The 15,305-nt window shown below is 44.9% G+C and carries 21 protein-coding genes; 9 read left to right on the top strand and 12 right to left on the bottom strand.

What is annotated here, in order from left to right:
- The first annotated feature begins 18 nt into the window (after window positions 1-18).
- Window positions 19-1,503 carry a tRNA guanosine(15) transglycosylase TgtA gene (gene tgtA / locus ACZ49R_RS03940; protein WP_464733827.1) on the top strand — a complete coding sequence of 495 codons (1,485 nt, stop codon included), beginning with the start codon at window positions 19-21 and terminating at the stop codon, window positions 1,501-1,503.
- Here tgtA and ACZ49R_RS03935 read toward each other — a convergent pair.
- Genes ACZ49R_RS03935 through ACZ49R_RS03920 form a run of 4 tightly spaced genes read right to left on the bottom strand, consistent with a single transcriptional unit; the run spans window position 1,492 to window position 4,344 of the window.
- Window positions 1,492-2,208, bottom strand: a complete 717-nt coding sequence (locus ACZ49R_RS03935; protein ID WP_011762821.1) for a proteasome assembly chaperone family protein — start codon at window positions 2,206-2,208, stop codon at window positions 1,492-1,494. The genes tgtA and ACZ49R_RS03935 overlap by 12 nt on opposite strands.
- Complete coding sequence (locus tag ACZ49R_RS03930) at window positions 2,205-2,717, bottom strand: transcription factor (RefSeq protein WP_464734094.1); 513 nt, start codon at window positions 2,715-2,717, stop codon at window positions 2,205-2,207. Before ACZ49R_RS03930 ends, ACZ49R_RS03935 begins: the two co-directional genes overlap by 4 nt.
- 33 nt (window positions 2,718-2,750) lie before the next feature.
- Window positions 2,751-3,869 (bottom strand): GTPase HflX, encoded by a 1,119-nt coding sequence (gene hflX / locus ACZ49R_RS03925; protein ID WP_464734093.1) that lies wholly within the window; start codon window positions 3,867-3,869, stop codon window positions 2,751-2,753.
- Window positions 3,859-4,344, bottom strand: a complete 486-nt coding sequence (locus tag ACZ49R_RS03920) for a multiprotein bridging factor aMBF1 (RefSeq protein ID WP_464733826.1) — start codon at window positions 4,342-4,344, stop codon at window positions 3,859-3,861. Before ACZ49R_RS03920 ends, hflX begins: the two co-directional genes overlap by 11 nt.
- Before the next feature lie 46 nt (window positions 4,345-4,390).
- Here ACZ49R_RS03920 and ACZ49R_RS03915 point away from each other — a divergent pair, with 46 nt between their 5' ends.
- Window positions 4,391-4,840, top strand: a complete 450-nt coding sequence (locus ACZ49R_RS03915; RefSeq protein ID WP_464733825.1) for a PUA domain-containing protein — start codon at window positions 4,391-4,393, stop codon at window positions 4,838-4,840.
- A gap of 13 nt (window positions 4,841-4,853) precedes the next feature.
- Here ACZ49R_RS03915 and ACZ49R_RS03910 read toward each other — a convergent pair whose 3' ends face one another.
- Together ACZ49R_RS03910 and ACZ49R_RS03905 are read right to left on the bottom strand one after the other, a co-directional pair.
- Entirely contained in the window at window positions 4,854-5,132 is a 279-nt protein-coding gene (locus ACZ49R_RS03910; RefSeq protein WP_053240359.1) for a hypothetical protein, read from the bottom strand.
- On the bottom strand, window positions 5,116-5,409 hold the full coding sequence (locus ACZ49R_RS03905) for a tRNA-intron endonuclease family protein (protein ID WP_053240550.1): 294 nt from the start codon (window positions 5,407-5,409) through the stop codon (window positions 5,116-5,118). The genes ACZ49R_RS03910 and ACZ49R_RS03905 overlap by 17 nt, the downstream gene beginning before the upstream one ends.
- 94 nt (window positions 5,410-5,503) lie before the next feature.
- Between ACZ49R_RS03905 and ACZ49R_RS03900 the strand changes: the two genes are divergently transcribed.
- The 5 genes from ACZ49R_RS03900 to ACZ49R_RS03880 all read left to right on the top strand — a co-directional run bounded on the left by ACZ49R_RS03900 (window position 5,504) and on the right by ACZ49R_RS03880 (window position 8,192).
- Window positions 5,504-5,902 (top strand): zinc ribbon domain-containing protein, encoded by a 399-nt coding sequence (locus ACZ49R_RS03900; RefSeq protein ID WP_464733824.1) that lies wholly within the window; start codon window positions 5,504-5,506, stop codon window positions 5,900-5,902.
- A 230-nt stretch (window positions 5,903-6,132) separates the two neighbouring features.
- Window positions 6,133-6,375: an LSm family protein gene (locus ACZ49R_RS03895; RefSeq protein ID WP_464733823.1), complete on the top strand. Its 243-nt coding sequence runs from the start codon at window positions 6,133-6,135 to the stop codon at window positions 6,373-6,375.
- On the top strand, window positions 6,372-6,530 hold the full coding sequence (locus ACZ49R_RS03890) for a 50S ribosomal protein L37e (protein ID WP_011762829.1): 159 nt from the start codon (window positions 6,372-6,374) through the stop codon (window positions 6,528-6,530). Before ACZ49R_RS03895 ends, ACZ49R_RS03890 begins: the two co-directional genes overlap by 4 nt.
- Before the next feature lie 44 nt (window positions 6,531-6,574).
- Window positions 6,575-7,192, top strand: coding sequence for a MarC family protein (locus ACZ49R_RS03885; RefSeq protein WP_464733822.1), 618 nt, complete (start codon window positions 6,575-6,577; stop codon window positions 7,190-7,192).
- A 73-nt stretch (window positions 7,193-7,265) separates the two neighbouring features.
- Window positions 7,266-8,192 (top strand): Mrp/NBP35 family ATP-binding protein, encoded by a 927-nt coding sequence (locus ACZ49R_RS03880; RefSeq protein ID WP_464733821.1) that lies wholly within the window; start codon window positions 7,266-7,268, stop codon window positions 8,190-8,192.
- On the opposite strand, the gene cdd is transcribed toward ACZ49R_RS03880, so the two are convergent.
- Entirely contained in the window at window positions 8,189-8,563 is a 375-nt protein-coding gene (gene cdd, locus ACZ49R_RS03875; protein ID WP_464733820.1) for a cytidine deaminase, read from the bottom strand. The genes ACZ49R_RS03880 and cdd overlap by 4 nt on opposite strands.
- A 756-nt stretch (window positions 8,564-9,319) precedes the next feature.
- On the opposite strand from cdd, the gene ACZ49R_RS03870 reads away from it, so the two are divergent.
- Together ACZ49R_RS03870 and ACZ49R_RS03865 are read left to right on the top strand one after the other, a co-directional pair.
- The gene (locus ACZ49R_RS03870; RefSeq protein ID WP_464733819.1) at window positions 9,320-10,258 is read left to right on the top strand and encodes a hypothetical protein; all 939 of its coding nucleotides are present in this window, start codon (window positions 9,320-9,322) and stop codon (window positions 10,256-10,258) included.
- A 35-nt stretch (window positions 10,259-10,293) separates the two neighbouring features.
- The gene (locus ACZ49R_RS03865; RefSeq protein WP_011762836.1) at window positions 10,294-11,076 is read left to right on the top strand and encodes an SDR family oxidoreductase; all 783 of its coding nucleotides are present in this window, start codon (window positions 10,294-10,296) and stop codon (window positions 11,074-11,076) included.
- On the opposite strand, the gene glyA is transcribed toward ACZ49R_RS03865, so the two are convergent.
- From glyA to ACZ49R_RS03840, 5 genes are read right to left on the bottom strand one after another with little or no spacing between them, the layout of a single operon-like run.
- Window positions 11,065-12,357 carry a serine hydroxymethyltransferase gene (gene glyA, locus ACZ49R_RS03860; protein WP_464733818.1) on the bottom strand — a complete coding sequence of 431 codons (1,293 nt, stop codon included), beginning with the start codon at window positions 12,355-12,357 and terminating at the stop codon, window positions 11,065-11,067. The two genes, ACZ49R_RS03865 and glyA, sit on opposite strands and share 12 nt — an antisense overlap.
- A 30-nt stretch (window positions 12,358-12,387) precedes the next feature.
- Window positions 12,388-13,122: a cyclic pyranopterin monophosphate synthase MoaC gene (locus ACZ49R_RS03855; protein WP_464733817.1), complete on the bottom strand. Its 735-nt coding sequence runs from the start codon at window positions 13,120-13,122 to the stop codon at window positions 12,388-12,390.
- The gene (locus ACZ49R_RS03850; RefSeq protein ID WP_011762839.1) at window positions 13,119-13,448 is read right to left on the bottom strand and encodes a TFIIB-type zinc ribbon-containing protein; all 330 of its coding nucleotides are present in this window, start codon (window positions 13,446-13,448) and stop codon (window positions 13,119-13,121) included. Before ACZ49R_RS03850 ends, ACZ49R_RS03855 begins: the two co-directional genes overlap by 4 nt.
- Window positions 13,449-13,476: 28 nt before the next feature.
- Window positions 13,477-14,541, bottom strand: coding sequence for a type 2 isopentenyl-diphosphate Delta-isomerase (gene fni / locus ACZ49R_RS03845; protein WP_011762840.1), 1,065 nt, complete (start codon window positions 14,539-14,541; stop codon window positions 13,477-13,479).
- Window positions 14,541-15,281 (bottom strand): 50S ribosomal protein L2, encoded by a 741-nt coding sequence (locus tag ACZ49R_RS03840; protein WP_464733816.1) that lies wholly within the window; start codon window positions 15,279-15,281, stop codon window positions 14,541-14,543. Before ACZ49R_RS03840 ends, fni begins: the two co-directional genes overlap by 1 nt.
- Window positions 15,282-15,305 lie beyond the last annotated feature (24 nt).

The following is a 15,305-nucleotide window of genomic DNA, read 5'->3' as shown; positions in this document are numbered from 1 at the left end:
GTCTAACCTTACAGCTTTGTGTCTTTTGAAATTGTAGCTAAGGATATAGCAGGCAGGATTGGGTTGTTATATACAAAAAGCGGAGTTGTAGAGACTCCGGCTCTCTTCCCAGTGGTAGACCCCAGAAGGCAGGAAGTACCGTTGGAAGTTGTAGAGAAGTACTTTAACCAAGTAATCACTAACGCCTATTTTCTGTATAGACTCACAGGAGGTAAAGCAGTTGACATAAAAAAACTCCTCGGGTGGAGGGGCGTTGTTATGACAGACTCGGGAGCTTATCAGATACTGAGATATGGGACTGTAGAGGTAGATCCAGACGAAATTCTATATTTTCAACAGAAAATAGGGAGCGATATTGGAGTAATCCTCGACCTCCCCTTCGACTATGAGGAGCCTTATGAGAGCGCATTGCTTAAAGTAGAAGAGACTATTAGACGAGCCAAAAGAGCTGCGGCTGTCCTAAAAGACCTAGATATGCTAGTCGTGGCGCCTATACAAGGCGCATTGTATACAGACTTGTTGATTAGGTCTGCCAAAGAGCTGTCTAAACTAGGTTTTCATATCTACGCAATCGGCAGCCCCACCACTCTTCTAGAAGAGTATAAGTTTGACCTCATCTTAAAAATAGTCTTAGATGTAAAACTCAACATGATGCGAGAGGCCCCTCTTCATCTCTTCGGCGCAGGTCACCCGCTTGTGCTTCCATTTGCAGTAGCTTTAGGCGTGGATCTATTCGACAGCGCGTCTTACATACTATACGCAAGAGACGATAGGATTATACTTCGAGACCGCACGTTACGTCTAGACGATGTAAAAACGGAGTATCTGCCCTGTAGCACCAAACTCTGTTACACGCCTGTAAAAGAGCTTAGGGAAATGCCGAAACAAGAGCGTATGATGTTAATAGCTGAACACAACCTCGCGGTGTTGAGAGAGGAACTTCTAGAGATAAAACAGAGAATTTACGAAGGCACTCTCTGGGAGTACTTAGAGATAAAGGCAAGAGCCCATCCGGCTCTATATAGATTTCTAAAAAACCTCCACCGCTACCGCCGTCTCTTAGAAGAGTATGACCCAGAGACACACCCAGATCCACACGGGCTTTTCTTTTTCGCAGATACAGCATCCTCCAGACCTGAGCCTATGAGACATTGGACAAAGATGTCGCATGTATCTGCTTTGTCCAAAAAGGCTGTGGTAATTAGGGTAAATGAAAAGCCGTATAACAGAAGCTGGGAGTATATATATCTAAAAGGCATAATAGGCGATAGAGCCCACATACTTTTCTACGACCCCATCTTTGGCATAATCCCCGAGGAATTAGCTGAAATTTACCCACTTTCTCAAAACGAATCAGAGGGCGAAGACGAGGCCGCGCGTGCACGCGCCTATGAGTGGCTAGACCGCTACGACGTTATAATAACATATAACGTCGATATCCCACTAGTTAATAAAAGCGTGATTAAAGCCAGCTCTCTAGAAGAAATCGCTTTATATGTATAATCTAGAGGTCTCCTCCCTTTTACTTTGTTCCTCAAGTCTCCGGCGCATTTCCTCAAGCTCTTTCTCAAGCTCTTCTGCTAACTGTCTTAACCCGCTTGTGTCTATAGGGAAGTCAAAAAGTTTTGAAAAGAAATCTACAGCAACACTTGCGGCATAAGGATCCGCAGGTCTAGAGACATCGGCATACGGCAGTATTACTAACGTAGGAAAGTCTAGCTCCTCAAGAAAAGACACTAAATAGGCCAGCGGCCCCACTATTTGTAAACCTTGTTCTAACACTTTGGCGCCGCCTGTAGGCAACTCCGCCCTCTTATAAGCTGATGTATATACAATACGTAATAGATCTTGGTCTCTACGTAACCTCCCATCCAATCCGCCAAAGAGAACTGCTGCCCTAAATTCATTATTGACGACCCAAGACGCTAAAGCCTTTGTGTAATCGTAGACTGCAGCATCATGAACGCCGTAGTTGTTTACTACGCCAACCACCTTTCCACACGAAAAAATCTCGTTTTGAAGCAAAAGCCTACCGCCTTCAATAGACACAACAGGGGGCTCCCCTCTGTATCTCACAACGCCAACAACTTCACAATTTCTAGCTATATACTTAGTGGCAAGGTGGCCAACTATACCTATGCCAGCGAACCCCGTTATAAACAATTCATAGTTTTCTACAGGTTTGAAAACTCTGAATTCTACCCTCATATTTTGTCAACCTCCTCATATACTTTTGTGAGCTTGTTTATTTCTTCTGTATTTTCTACATACTCAAGTTGCGTACCACAGACTGGACATACGCCGCCATAATTAATCGCCTCGTCTAAAGTATAACGCATGTGACAAGTTGGACATATGTAGTATGCCCCCTCTGTCAATGATCTTATAAGTGAAGATATCTTCTCCTTAGCTACTTTTGCCCTATTTTTTATAGCTTGACGTATTACCTCATCGTCTACATACCACGTGTATTCTATTCTATAATCTTCCGTCGTCCTCTTCTTAACACCAACCATATTTTGTTTCATTAAATACTGAAGTATCCTCCTAGTCTCTGCCGTAGATATATTGAGAAAAATCGCAACACGGTCATCTGATAAATCCTCTTTACGCTCGTAGAGGAGTTCAACAACTTTACGCGCTAACCTGCCATATTCAGGGCTGTCAAACTCCCAAGCCACAGATTTCTCCACAATATACAAATAAGCCTCTTTCATACCCTTCATATCCTACAATACATACGGCCATTTTTAAACTAAGATATTAATTCTCGGCGACAGTTCTTTCGTGCTATATGTAGACATGCGACCATTAACTTTTAGGAATAACACAGTTTTCAACGTCTCAATACCGAAGCCTGTAAGCGCCGAGATAGGAACAAACCACTCAAAATATTTACTTACTACATTACGTAAGTGACGTATTTTTTGAACGCCAATTTTATCAACCTTGTTTATAACGAGTATTACCTTGTCGCGACTTACCCCCACCTCTCCTAGGGTCTCTACTGATGTCTCTAGCTTACGTAGTACCTCTTCCTCCGGCTCGGAGCCGTCTAAAACTAAGAGTATTATGTCGGCATCTATAATCTCTTGAAGTGTAGAATGAAAAGACTCAATTAATACAGGCGGCAGGTCGTCTATAAAGCCTATAGTGTCTGTCAACACAATTCTCCTGCCCCAGAGATCTAGCGCTCTGCTATATGTCTCTAAGGTGGCAAACGGTTTACCATCTACAAGCTTGTTTTCACCTACCATCTTGTTAAACAATGTCGTCTTCCCGGCACTTGTATAGCCGGTAATCACTACCTCAGGCACGCCGGCTTCTCTCCTTTTCAAGATATACATAGCTCTACTCCTACGCACCTCTTCTAGCTTACGTTTAATTGTAGATATTCTTCTCACCATATGGCGGTAGTAAGCATCTATGATATACTCGCCTGCACCCATGAAGCCCAACTGCTCCCCCATCTTTGCCCTCCTTAAATACTCCTTTACCTTTGGCAACTCATATCTCAGCCTAGCTAACTCAATTTGCAACTTCGACTCTATGCTACCTGCTCTTTTTTCAAAAATTGTAAGTATAACTAATATTCTATCTATAACACTACGTTTAAAAAGCTTTTCTAAATTAAAAACTTGCAAAGGGGTTAAGCTATGATACGCGATAAATATGTCAAAATCTCTCTCTGCAACTTCTTTAGCCTTGCCAGACCCAAGATAAAATCTTGTATCTGCTCTGCCAAACTGGGTAACTACGTCAACAATGTCAAAACCTGCCGCCTCTACCAGAGACGTGAATTCCTCTAGTTTATAAGCTAAATTCGGCGTCTTAGGGCCGACGTAAGAAAGAAGCGCCCTATTTCTCATCACTATCTCTAATCTCAGCTACCTCGCCTAGTGTAAGACCTCTATCTATTCTACCACTCCCTGAAGTGGCGCCTTCTTCAGCTATGTTTATCAGTAGTTTTACTCCAAGAGTTTTCTCAAGTTTCTTAGCTAATGCTAAATCGGGCTGTAACTGCCCAGATTCTATCCTCCTTAAGACAGCCTCCTTAATGCCTAACATAGCTGCAAGAGCCTCTCTAGAGAGGCCAAGATTCTCTCTAGCTCTTTTAATAACTTCTCCAAAATTTTCCACAAGATCCACATCGAGAGACTGTAGGCGGGGAGTTGCAGATTTAGGCCGTGGCGGCGTCTTCTTTTGAACTGCTTGTTGTAGCTGCGGCGACACTCTTTTACCATATCTAGCTGCACAACTTTTACATACGTACAGTACAGCTTTATCTACCTCTATCGGTATAGGCTCGCCCTCTATGGGTCTCCCACATATTTCACAATGCACGTCTTACAACCTTTTATAATTTATTTAAAACTTCCCTATACGACGTATGAGGGGTATCACAAACATAATCGCCTATCTCTATGGAAGAGAAGCGGCAGAAAAACTACAACAACATGTGGTTGAAATAGAGCGGAATAAAGATGGGCGAATTAGACGCGTTTATATAGATGGGAAACTGGCGTTTGTCCTAAGAAATAACGATGGCTACCTCCTCCCGACAATCCACGGGGCAATGTTTTTAGAGAGAAAAGCCGTAGTAGATTCCGAAGCGGCAAAATATGTTGCAATGGGGAGAAACGTGCCTGCAAAGTATATAATTTCTATAACGCCTGATGTAAGAGCCAATGGAGAAGTAGCGGTAGTAGATCCAAGCGGATCTATTATAGCTGTGGGGAGGTTAATCTACAGTATCAAGGAGTTAACACTTAAGAGGGGCTACGCCATTAGAGTTAGAGAAACTCTAGAGAAAACTACACAACAACCTCCGCCGCCCTAGGCTTGTTAACAGTCTATGTCAAAGCGGAAAGAGCCTCTTCAATAGTGTTATACTCGCCGAGTAATTGAGAGCCTTTGTAAACTTCGACTTTCTTAAGTATACACTGGTGCAATATATTTTGCGGCGTAATCCCTGGAAATATTCTGCCCCATGGCGCCGGCCTCCCCTCTTCATCAAGCGCCTTGATTTCTCTATCTATACCAACCTTACCGCGACATTTAGTAAAATGGAGAACAAAGCGAATTCCCTTACTTCTGGATATTTCCACAAGACGTTCAAACACCCTCAGCATAGACATTACGCGGTAGTCTAATTTTTCTGACGAAGTAATATGTGACAGTGCCATCGTTGCTTACTAACGCCAAAACTGTATCCATAGAAAGAGTCTCTCCCATATTTATAAAACTCAGTAAAGTCTGCGTGGTTACTTCAATCCCCTCTACCATAACATAGAAAAGATATTTACTCTTCTTCTCGGCGATAAACATTCTGTCGTTAAGTCTCTCCAGTATCTTAAATCCTCTCGACATAAGGTCTTTGAAAACCTGTTCTAACAATACGTCATCCACATTTTCCGATGTTTGTCGGTGTTTAAAAATTACAACAGAAAACACCATCACTCGGACTGGGGTTGTAAAAACGGCAATAGATTATGAGGGCGATATGAAATCTGGCATAAAGACGCTTGCAGTCATAACCGGCCCCTACACAACGGCTAAACTAGGCGCCGCCATTACTCTGGCCTCCACAGCCTTTGGTTGGGCTCTGGCCTATGCAGCGGCTAGAAGTATGCTTAGGGAAATTATACAAAAGGCGAGGGAGCGCGGCGTTCTGGTCGTGAAGGTGAATCCGAGGGGTGCCCCCTCCCTCTGCCCACGGTGCGGAAAGAAACTCGTGGGGGCAACGCCCCCGAGGCTCCTCCTCTGCCCCAACTGCGGGTGGAAAAGGGGGAGGGACGTACCCGAGGTATCTTGGATACCCATGAAGGCGTGGGCGAGGAGAAAGTCCCTAGGCGTAGGGACGGACGGCAGACGGTTGTCTGTATTTATACAAAGAAGTTAAATAAACGCGTTCTGCGGATCGAATAGGCTTTGTCCCCTCGAGCAGAGCCGCGACCGTCTGGCTCCATGCCAGAGCTAGGCTGATAGTAAATGCGCAAAAGGGGCCCGCGCAAGCGAGGACGCGACAGTTATACTTGCCCAGCATAAATACACAGCCCTAAAATCTCTCTGGGCGCTAATATAAATCTTGTAAAGGCGTAAAACTTTATATACTTACTCCAGTGCACGCCCATGGCTTCGGACGTCTCTAAATGTTTCGCAACTCTAGGCGCCACGTTACAAGATGCCATTGGCAAGCAAGTGTTAGTAAAACTAAGAGATAGTCATGAGATAAGAGGCATACTCCGCTCGTTTGACCAACATGTAAACTTACTCCTAGACGATGCAGAAGAGATAATAAATGGAAATGTATACAAGCGGGGGACTATTGTTATAAGAGGGGAGAACGTGCTCTTCATATCGCCTGTGTCATGAAAGGCACACCGTCAATGGGGAAACATAGCAAGGGGAAAACTCACATAAGATGTCCGCGTTGCGGCAGACACTCATATAACGTATCGAAAAAATATTGTGCTGCATGCGGTTGGGGTAGAACTAAACGTTGGAGGAAATACAATTGGGCAAAGTAAAAAGTGTATAACATGGAGAGGGCCCGTCATCGCTGATTATGTGAATGATAAATCTGGGTGCTGACTTAACACCACTTGACTTCCTCACGACAATAGTCGCGCTTTATGTAGTTGTAGATCCCATCGGTAATGTGCCTCTCTTTGTTGCCCTTACTGCTAAGTTAGATAAAACACGTAAACGTAGAGTGCTTATACTCTCTGTATTAGTCGCCGCCTCTGTTCTTGTACTTTTCGCAACCTTCGGCATTGAGATATTCGGCTATTTTGGCGTAAGACTTGGCGATTTTGTTATCGCCAGTGGGCTTATACTAACGGCTTTTTCTCTGTATCAACTATTGCGGCCTTATGAACAGACTATTTCGTCGAATGGCCTAGAAGTAGCAATAGTGCCTCTGGCAGTCCCGTTTCTAGCGGGGCCGGCGTCTATATCATATGTGCTACTGCTGTCTAAATATATGGGCGTCTTCCCCACGCTATTTGTAATCTTCACAGTCTCGGTGCTCACCCTATTTACGCTCTATATATCGGAATTTATACTAAAAATCTTAGGCATGCTCGGAGTCAGAGTACTGGAAAAAATAATGTTAATTATCAGCGTAGCCATCGGGATCTCGTTAATACGTAGAGGACTCCAGTTGTGGTCGGCAGAACTTCTAACATAGGCCCCATATCTCTCTTTAATGAAACATTTTTTCTCTAATAGCAGATTTATAAATTCCATACACATTAGACGCCGTGTCTGTAAAAATTAGCGTTAAAGGGCAAGCAACTGCGCCGGGATCTCTCGCCGAAGTTTTAAAAGGGGTAAAACTCAAGCTCATTACAATATCTGGCAAAGGCGGCGTCGGCAAATCGTTTGTAACTACATCCCTAGCCCTGGGTTTTGCCATGAGGGGGTATAAAGTGGGCATATTAGATGGCGATGTTTATGGGCCTACCGTTCCTAAAATGCTCGGCGTATCAAACAGTATATTATATGTAAATGAGAAAAGCGGAAAGATAATCCCTGTGACAGGCCCTCTAGGCATTAAAGTCGTTTCTATCGAATTTGCTCTGCCTAGCGACGATACGGCCGTCATATGGAGAGCGCCTCTTGTTAATCAAGCACTACGGGATTTTATAGCACAGGTTGATTGGGGTTCTCTAGATGTCTTAGTAGTAGACCTCCCGCCTGGTACTGGAGACGCCCCACTTACAATAGCCCAGAGTCTACAAGGGGGGTTAGATGGCAGTGTAGTAGTTACAATTCCGACAGATATCTCTAGGAGAATCGTGTTAAAAGCAATAGACTTTTCACGTAAATTAAACATCAAGGTGGCCGGCGTTGTCGAGAATATGTGTTGTTTCAAATGCCCAGACAATGGAAAGTTGTATTATATCTTTGGAAAAGACGCCGGTAGAAAAATAGCTGAAAGCTCCGGCGTACCATTTCTAGGAGGGATACCAATAGACCCCGATCTTTCCCAATATCTTGACAGCGGTAGACTTCACGAATTTCTCGCGAGTGAAAACGAGACTGCAAAAGCCATATTAGAAGTGGTAAACAAATTGATAGAAATGTATAAAGATAAGTTACAACAGCCCATAGAGGCGGAGAAAAAACCAAGGCGGATTTCCCTCCTTAAATTGCCGGGCGAAGAAGAAGAAGGGGGGAATAGCTAGCGTTTTATAAATGGTCTCGGCAACAATTCGCTAAGTCTCACAGTTATCACCTTAGTCTTGCTCGCCATTACTATAAGCGCATCTGGATTGAACTCTGCTATCACCTGTCTACATGCTCCACAAGGCGGCGTGGGCTCCTCTGTATCTGTATATACAACGACTACGTCAATATCTCTATCACCTTCAGATACCGCTTTAAAAACAGCAACACGTTCAGCACATATAGTCAAGCCATATGATGCATTTTCCACGTTAACTCCTGTATATACCTTTCCACTCTTTGTCTTTACTACAGCCGCCACTTTAAAGTTTGAATATGGGGCATAGGCGTTGTTTATAACAGCCTTGGCCTTCTCTATCAAATCTTCCATGTCTCCACACTTTTGTCTCTTATTAATAATATGCCCACCCATACCACCACGCCTTTTTAAGAGAGGCCGCTCTTCGACGAGTTTCCAAAGGATTCTGATTTTCTACGTCTTGTACGTTTGGCTCATATGCATAAAGGGCGTGGGGGAGGAAAGCTAGTTGAAGAGACTCTCTTTCTACTCCCTTGCTTCATTGCCTTACAGCGACGACGTGAGGTAGGTGTGTGAAGGAGTCGAAAGGGTGAGTGGGCCGAGCCGCGTCTAGCTTTTTATGCATGTGGCGAGGGAGGTATGGGCCTACTGTTGTTTGTAGTTGGGCTCGTCGTCATGGAGCAACGCCGTGTTGACTCTGCCCAGTATTCTTTGTATTTGCTGATACGTTGGCTAAGCTTCTTGCGTGCGACTTCACTTCTCCGATTGAATACATTGTGGCGTTTGACACATTCCTGTTCTGTTTTGCCCTGGTCGTTATTGTATCGTTTATAGATCCCAGACAGGGCACAGACAAATCGCGCGACGCACTTAAAAAGTGACTATGTTCGGCATGTCCGCCACGGCCATCGCCATCTTGTTCATGAACCTCGGATCTCTCACGCCGTTACAAACTGCCAGTCCGGCCCCGGAGAGTCGGCCGGAAGTCATGGTTCAACCGCGCCGACCCCCCTACCCCCGCGGCCCCAAGGGCGTCAGCGGGAGCGGGCTCGGCGCCGCGAGGGGGCGCGATAGTGTAGTTTATATAATGGCTTTTAAAAGCCGCTCGTGCCTACTGCGGAAGATGTTAGGAGGCGAATTGTAGAACATGGCTTGTCTATACGTGATAGAGTTGTGGAAAATCTTCCATATAGCTATAGTGTTATGGTAGAACAGATAAAGTCAATATCGCGCACATATAAGGGTGATTTCGATACATTTTTCTCAAGTCTATCTAACATCAAAGGACTTGACCTATTGATAATATATGTCATGCTTGTAGCATTACTAAGTAGATATAAGGCGCTTAAAGATGATGAACTAAGAAGTCTATCGGCCGCGTTTGAAAAACACATATATGACGTAATTTCTGCGTCAAAACTACGTAGGGTACTTGAAGAAGCCGGTGTAGAAAAAGAGATTTCAAACGAGACAATTTCGGATCTTTTGAGGTCGCTAAACATAGTAAGCAATAAACATAGCACGCTTTATGCTTGGATAGCTAAACAACGGAGGCTGTCTAAATTTGAAGATGAGGTTAGAAAGATAATCTTTAAAGGTCGGGGAGGCAGCCGCGTTAGTAGAGGAGCGAGACTCTTCATACGCATTTTTATACATGAAACAAATATACCCCTGGCGTTTAAGATTGTCCATACGCCTGAATACAAAAAATATATACTCCATGGAGATATGTATACGGCGTTAGTTACTTTGAGATCAGGCGCTTTTGAAGATATACCTACTCTCACTTCAGAGAGAATAAAAGCGAGGATTGCCAAGAGGATCCTCTGTGAAGCTAGAGAGGGGGGGTCTAGGTGTCGCGATGTAGTATTTAGACTAGAGAGCATACGCGGCTTGATTAGACACGTGGGGAAAATAAGCGGTGACCCCATACTATATGAGAGGGGGGCTTATGACATTGGCGTGAAATATTGTAAAGAGCTTAAATGCGACACATGCCCTCTGAGAGATATGTGTAAACGCTATATCTTTATCAAGCTCAAGTAGCATAATGTATTAAAATGAAGCTATAGCTAAGTCTTATGCTACTAAAAGGAAAGGTCTCTATAGTCACCGCTGCGAGTAGAGGGATAGGGCGTGGCGTTGCGTCTGTACTCGCGAGAGAGGGTTCTGACTTAGTTATCGCCGCCCGCGACTCAGAGAAATTAAAAAATGTAGCCAACGAGTTGTCGTCTAAATATGGAGTTACCGTAATTCCCGTTTCTGCAGATTTGACAAATAGAGGAGATGTAAAACGAGTAGTAGAGGAGACCATCAAGAACTTTGGGAAAGTAGACGTATTAGTCTACAACACAGGACCGCCTAAGCCGGGGACTTTTCTTGAACTCACAGAGGAGGACTGGGACTATGGTGTAAAACTACTATTGATGAGCGCTGTGTGGATAACAAGAGATGTCCTCCCCCATATGATTGAGAGAAGACAAGGCAGATTAATATATATCACATCTAGCACGCTAAAACAGCCGATTCCAACGCTCACACTCTCTAATGTAATTAGAATCTCTCTAGCAGGTTTGGTAAAAACACTAGCATATCAGCTAGGCAGATACAATATCCTCGTCAACGGCATTATGCAGGGATATGTAGACACAGACCGCGTGAGAGAGGTAGCCGCCGCGAGAGCCCAAAGAGAGGGGCGTACCGTCGATGAAGTATTAGAAGAAATGGGAAGAGAGATCCCGCTGGGCAGATTAGCTAAGCCGGAAGAGATAGGAGAGCTAGTGGCCTTCCTAGCCTCCGAAAAAGCTAGCTATATCACAGGCTCTTTAATTTTAATAGACGGGGGACGTACGTTATGTATATAGATTTAACGAGTGGAAAATTTTATCTACAATATCTCTACTTATTTTGAATCCATATTTAATTTCTAGATACGATTTTCTAAATTCAACTACATCACGTTTTATATTGTTGACGTCTTCGCCGCGTAATACCCGCGCGATAAATCTCGCAATTTCTCTCATCTCGTCTTTCCCCATGCCGAATCTTGTCATCTCTTGTACGCCTATTCTAATGCCGCTGGGTTTTAACACACTTTTATCCCAAGGTAAGGCGTTTTTATTAACTATGATGTTTGCCTCCTCAAGCAGAGCTGCTACTTTATCGCCTCCGCCGAACTTAGACACATCTACAGCAACTTGATGCGTTTTTGTATAACCCTGTCTCTCGGCCACTGGGGGTACTCCCTCTGCTGCAAGAGCCTCGGCCAGAGCTCTGGCGTTTTCCACAATTCTTGTAGCATATTCTCTTCCAAAAACCTCCATTTCTACAAGTGTTACATATGTTGCGGCATAGCGATGGAGGTGGTAGTTAGAGGTAAAGGTGGGAAAGACCGCTCTCTGTATCTGTGAGTTTTTCTCTTCATCAAGAACAGTGGCTATTACCCCGCCTTGGGGGCCTGGAAATGTCTTATGAGTAGACGCCGTAGTTAAATGCGCGCCTTCTCTCAACGGATTGGGGAAAGCCCCGCCTATGATTAGTCCAAAAACATGTGCAGAGTCATGAAGTACATATGCCCCTACGGTTTTTGCAACCTCTGCTATTTCTTTAACCGGGTGGGGAAATAGATATAGAGAGGCGCCTAGTATTATTAAGTTAGGCCGTTTCTCCTCTATTAACTTACGTGCCGCATCTACGTCTATGTTAAAGTTTTCCAAATCCCAAGGTAGTTCAACCGCTTTAAGTCTAAGTGCCTTAAGCCCGCCTACGGTGTTATGGCTTATATGGCCGCCGTATTTTATAGGCAACGAAGCCACTGTACCGCCCTCGGGGACTAAGGCAAAGTAGGCCGCTAAGTTAGCTATCGTGCCTGAAATAGGTCTCACATCTACAAACCTCGCGCCTAAGACATTTGCAAATTTTTTCGAAAGCGCGTCTTCCAATATGTCTACATATCTTACACCCTGGTAGTACCTACTCCCAACTATGCCCTCTGCGTATCTACCCGCCAGATCGTTTATATATACCAGTTCCGCAAGTGGCGACATCACATTTTCACTAGCTATTAGATTTATCGTCTCCTTACGTCTCCATGTATTATGCCTAATTACGACATCTAAGATATTTTCCACTTCCTGCGGTAGCATTAAGCCAGCTATAGCCTAGGTTAAATATTTTTACCGAAGTGATACCACTCTTATCTTCGTATATGGGTACTGTCCTCTTTCGTCTTTTTCCCACTTCTTAACCATGTCCCATATGGTGAGAAACGCCACGCCTACTGCAAACAGCGCCTCGGGGCCAGGGGGCACATCCCTAGACTTCACAGTCGCGACGGCAGTAAGTATATCTCTCACATCTATGTCTATTTTGAAAGACTGGATAGATGGACAAGGGCCGCCCATAAGTTCACAAAGCCTTTTTACATTGAGTGCAGCCGCGGTTTGTGCCGCATATATCGGATGTCCTTTATCCACTGGCTTTTTTACTAAGTCAAGGCTCTTTAGCTCCATCTCTCCATACGCCGACGCTACAACATCTCCGTTTCTCACAAGCGGCAACTCCTCCAACTGAGTTATATCTACGGTGGCATAGCCACCGCCTTTTGTTTTAACTTCTACAACGATGTTTTTTATAGTCTCTACGCCAGAGCTCACTGCACCAACTAAAACGCCAAATAACACATCCATTTCGACCCCCGTCTGCCACTCTGTTGAACCCTCGACGTATAATCTCCCATTTTTACAACTTGCCGAGACAGACAAAGGCAGAGGGTGTAGAAATGGAAGATAGCGATGTGCAAATCTCGCAGCATGTGCCGCAACTGCCGTATTACACCTATCTACTACAACTTCGGCAGATGCTCTCGCATATCTAAATACGTCAGGTTTTCTAGATATATCGACAATCATTGAAAACACCTATCGGCATCTGCATAATATCTCGCCAGCTCAGCTTTTGTCAACTTACGTCTTTCGGCCCTCTGGATGAGAATTTTGGCTGCCAGAAGTCGCGCGTTTTTTTCATCAAGCTCCTTTAGCAATTGGGTGAGAAGCTCCTCACAGCTTTCAATAGGAGCGTCGATATATTTCTCAAATAGCTTGGCCTTTTTTATATCTAGCTCAATCCAAGAATAGTCCACCTGCGGTATAGGCCACCTATGCCCACAGCGTTTACATATAAATTCATTACTGGGTAACAACGCAATTTCTCGAGATCCACACTTTGGACAGAACACATGGCGTTAGGTTTCTATGTTTAAAATTTTAACAAACGAGCTTTCTCTGCTCTATCCAATTCCGTAGCCGCGGGCCATAAACCCGTGGCGCCGACTTAAGATCTTCAATTGTACGAGAGCCTGTAAGAAACATGGCAATCTTTACCTCCGCAATCACAGTCTCTATCTCCTCTCTTAGCCTGCCTTCTAGAGCCGCCTTTAAAAACGGCTGTGACATTGTGAAAAAATCTGCGCCTAATGCAAGCGCCTTTGCGCCATCGAGACCACTTCTGATACCCCCTGATGCAATTATATAACCGCGGTAGCCGGACCTCGCCTCACATATAGATGCCGCCGTAGGTATACCCCACGATTTAAATACTTCTGCAACTCTCCGACGCATAGACGAGCCAGACTCTGCAGCTCTGGCGCCCTCAATAGCTATGAAAGAGGTTCCGCCATAGCCTCCGACATCTATAGCGTCTGCAACTTCAACTAGACGGGAAGCCACCTCTTTTGAAATACCATTGCCTACCTCCTTTACTATAACCGGCCGGCCTGCCGCTTTTCTAACGACTTTTATCTTCTCAAATACGCCTCTAAAACGAGGCTCTCCCTCAGGCTGGATAACCTCTTGTGCGGCGTTTAAATGTATAGCTATGGCATATGCATCTATCATGTCTACTGCTTGAGACACCCACTCGGCTAATTTTTCGTCAGATAACTCGGCTAACTGCGGCGCGCCTAAGTTTGCCACTTTCGGCACAGAGGGTGCGTTTTTCTTAACTACTTCAAAAGTCCACCTAACTTCTGGCTTCATCAAGGCCACTCTCTGAGATCCAACATAAATCGGTATCCCAAACTCCTCTGCTATTTTTGCCAACTCGGCGTTTATCTTACCCGCCAGCTCTGTCCCGCCAGTCATAGCGCCTATTCCAAACGGCGCGTTTACTTTAACACCTAAAAAACGCGTCGTAATGTCAACCTCAGAAAGATCTATCTCTGGCAATGCGTTATGTAAGAGGATAACTTCGTCAAACCAGGGAGATCCCACTTGAGAAATTTCAGAACTGGCCAGATATATGTGGTCGTTTTTCCTCTTATCTATCGCCATTATAATTTCTGTTGTGCTCTAGCTCTCACACAGCCGCGGCCAGTACACCTAGACCCGTAGAAGCCCACCTTCTGGCCTGGAGGCGCAGTCTTTGGCACAGGGGTGCCGCCTTTTGGATGTGAGCCGCCGCCGTGTGGATGCGCATATGGCGACATAGCCTTTCCTCTGACGGTTGGATACTTCCACGCCTTTGCCTTAGCTCTATGATATTTCTTCCCAGCTTTGAGAAACGGCTTTTCTATTCTGCCGCCTCCTGCGACAATGCCAACAGTGGCTCTGCCTCTGGAATCTACCTCTACGACTTTTCCGCTGGGTAGTCTAATTATAGTCTTGTTCTCCTCCGGCTTCTGGCCTACTACCACAGCGTAGGTGCCCCCAGCTCTGGCAAATTTGCCGCCGTCGCCAGCTCTCTTTTCAACATTAAAAACCATTGTACCCTCGGGGACTCTCCCCAGGATTACTATATTACCTGTCTTTGGAGTTGCTAAGTCACCTACTTCAATCTCTTGACCAACATAAAGCCCCTCAGCCGCAAAATTCAAAAATTCCACGCCGTTTTCAAGCCTTATTCTAGCCACGGGGGCGTTTAAACCAGGCTCATGCATTATTTCTACGACATAGCCCCTCCCAACAGTTAAATTAAGAGGCGGATATCTAACTGGGCCGTCTCTCTTCCAACTAGGAGATCTGAACTGCGAGCCGCCTCTCCCCCTCCTCTGCACAAGTATCCTTTTACCCATCGCGCCACGAGAGTAAGGAAGTTT

This window comes from Pyrobaculum organotrophum (genome assembly GCF_055384425.1).
Note: the sequence above shows the minus strand (reverse complement) of the source record. Positions and strands in the feature narration are given on the sequence as shown.

Excerpts from the sequence above, each read along its gene's own strand:
- ACZ49R_RS03935 (WP_011762821.1), bottom strand. The coding sequence starts at position 2,208 with ATGAGGGTAGAATTCAGAGTTTTCAAACCTGTAGAAAACTATGAATTG.
- ACZ49R_RS03930 (WP_464734094.1), bottom strand. The coding sequence starts at position 2,717 with ATGAAAGAGGCTTATTTGTATATTGTGGAGAAATCTGTGGCTTGGGAG.
- hflX (WP_464734093.1), bottom strand. The coding sequence starts at position 3,869 with ATGAGAAATAGGGCGCTTCTTTCTTACGTCGGCCCTAAGACGCCGAAT.
- ACZ49R_RS03915 (WP_464733825.1), top strand. The coding sequence starts at position 4,391 with ATGAGGGGTATCACAAACATAATCGCCTATCTCTATGGAAGAGAAGCG.
- ACZ49R_RS03910 (WP_053240359.1), bottom strand. The coding sequence starts at position 5,132 with ATGCTGAGGGTGTTTGAACGTCTTGTGGAAATATCCAGAAGTAAGGGA.
- ACZ49R_RS03900 (WP_464733824.1), top strand. The coding sequence starts at position 5,504 with ATGAAATCTGGCATAAAGACGCTTGCAGTCATAACCGGCCCCTACACA.
- ACZ49R_RS03895 (WP_464733823.1), top strand. The coding sequence starts at position 6,133 with ATGGCTTCGGACGTCTCTAAATGTTTCGCAACTCTAGGCGCCACGTTA.
- ACZ49R_RS03890 (WP_011762829.1), top strand. The coding sequence starts at position 6,372 with ATGAAAGGCACACCGTCAATGGGGAAACATAGCAAGGGGAAAACTCAC.
- ACZ49R_RS03885 (WP_464733822.1), top strand. The coding sequence starts at position 6,575 with ATGATAAATCTGGGTGCTGACTTAACACCACTTGACTTCCTCACGACA.
- cdd (WP_464733820.1), bottom strand. The coding sequence starts at position 8,563 with ATGGAAGATTTGATAGAGAAGGCCAAGGCTGTTATAAACAACGCCTAT.
- ACZ49R_RS03865 (WP_011762836.1), top strand. The coding sequence starts at position 10,294 with ATGCTACTAAAAGGAAAGGTCTCTATAGTCACCGCTGCGAGTAGAGGG.
- glyA (WP_464733818.1), bottom strand. The coding sequence starts at position 12,357 with ATGCTACCGCAGGAAGTGGAAAATATCTTAGATGTCGTAATTAGGCAT.
- ACZ49R_RS03855 (WP_464733817.1), bottom strand. The coding sequence starts at position 13,122 with ATGATTGTCGATATATCTAGAAAACCTGACGTATTTAGATATGCGAGA.
- fni (WP_011762840.1), bottom strand. The coding sequence starts at position 14,541 with ATGGCGATAGATAAGAGGAAAAACGACCACATATATCTGGCCAGTTCT.
- ACZ49R_RS03840 (WP_464733816.1), bottom strand. The coding sequence starts at position 15,281 with ATGGGTAAAAGGATACTTGTGCAGAGGAGGGGGAGAGGCGGCTCGCAG.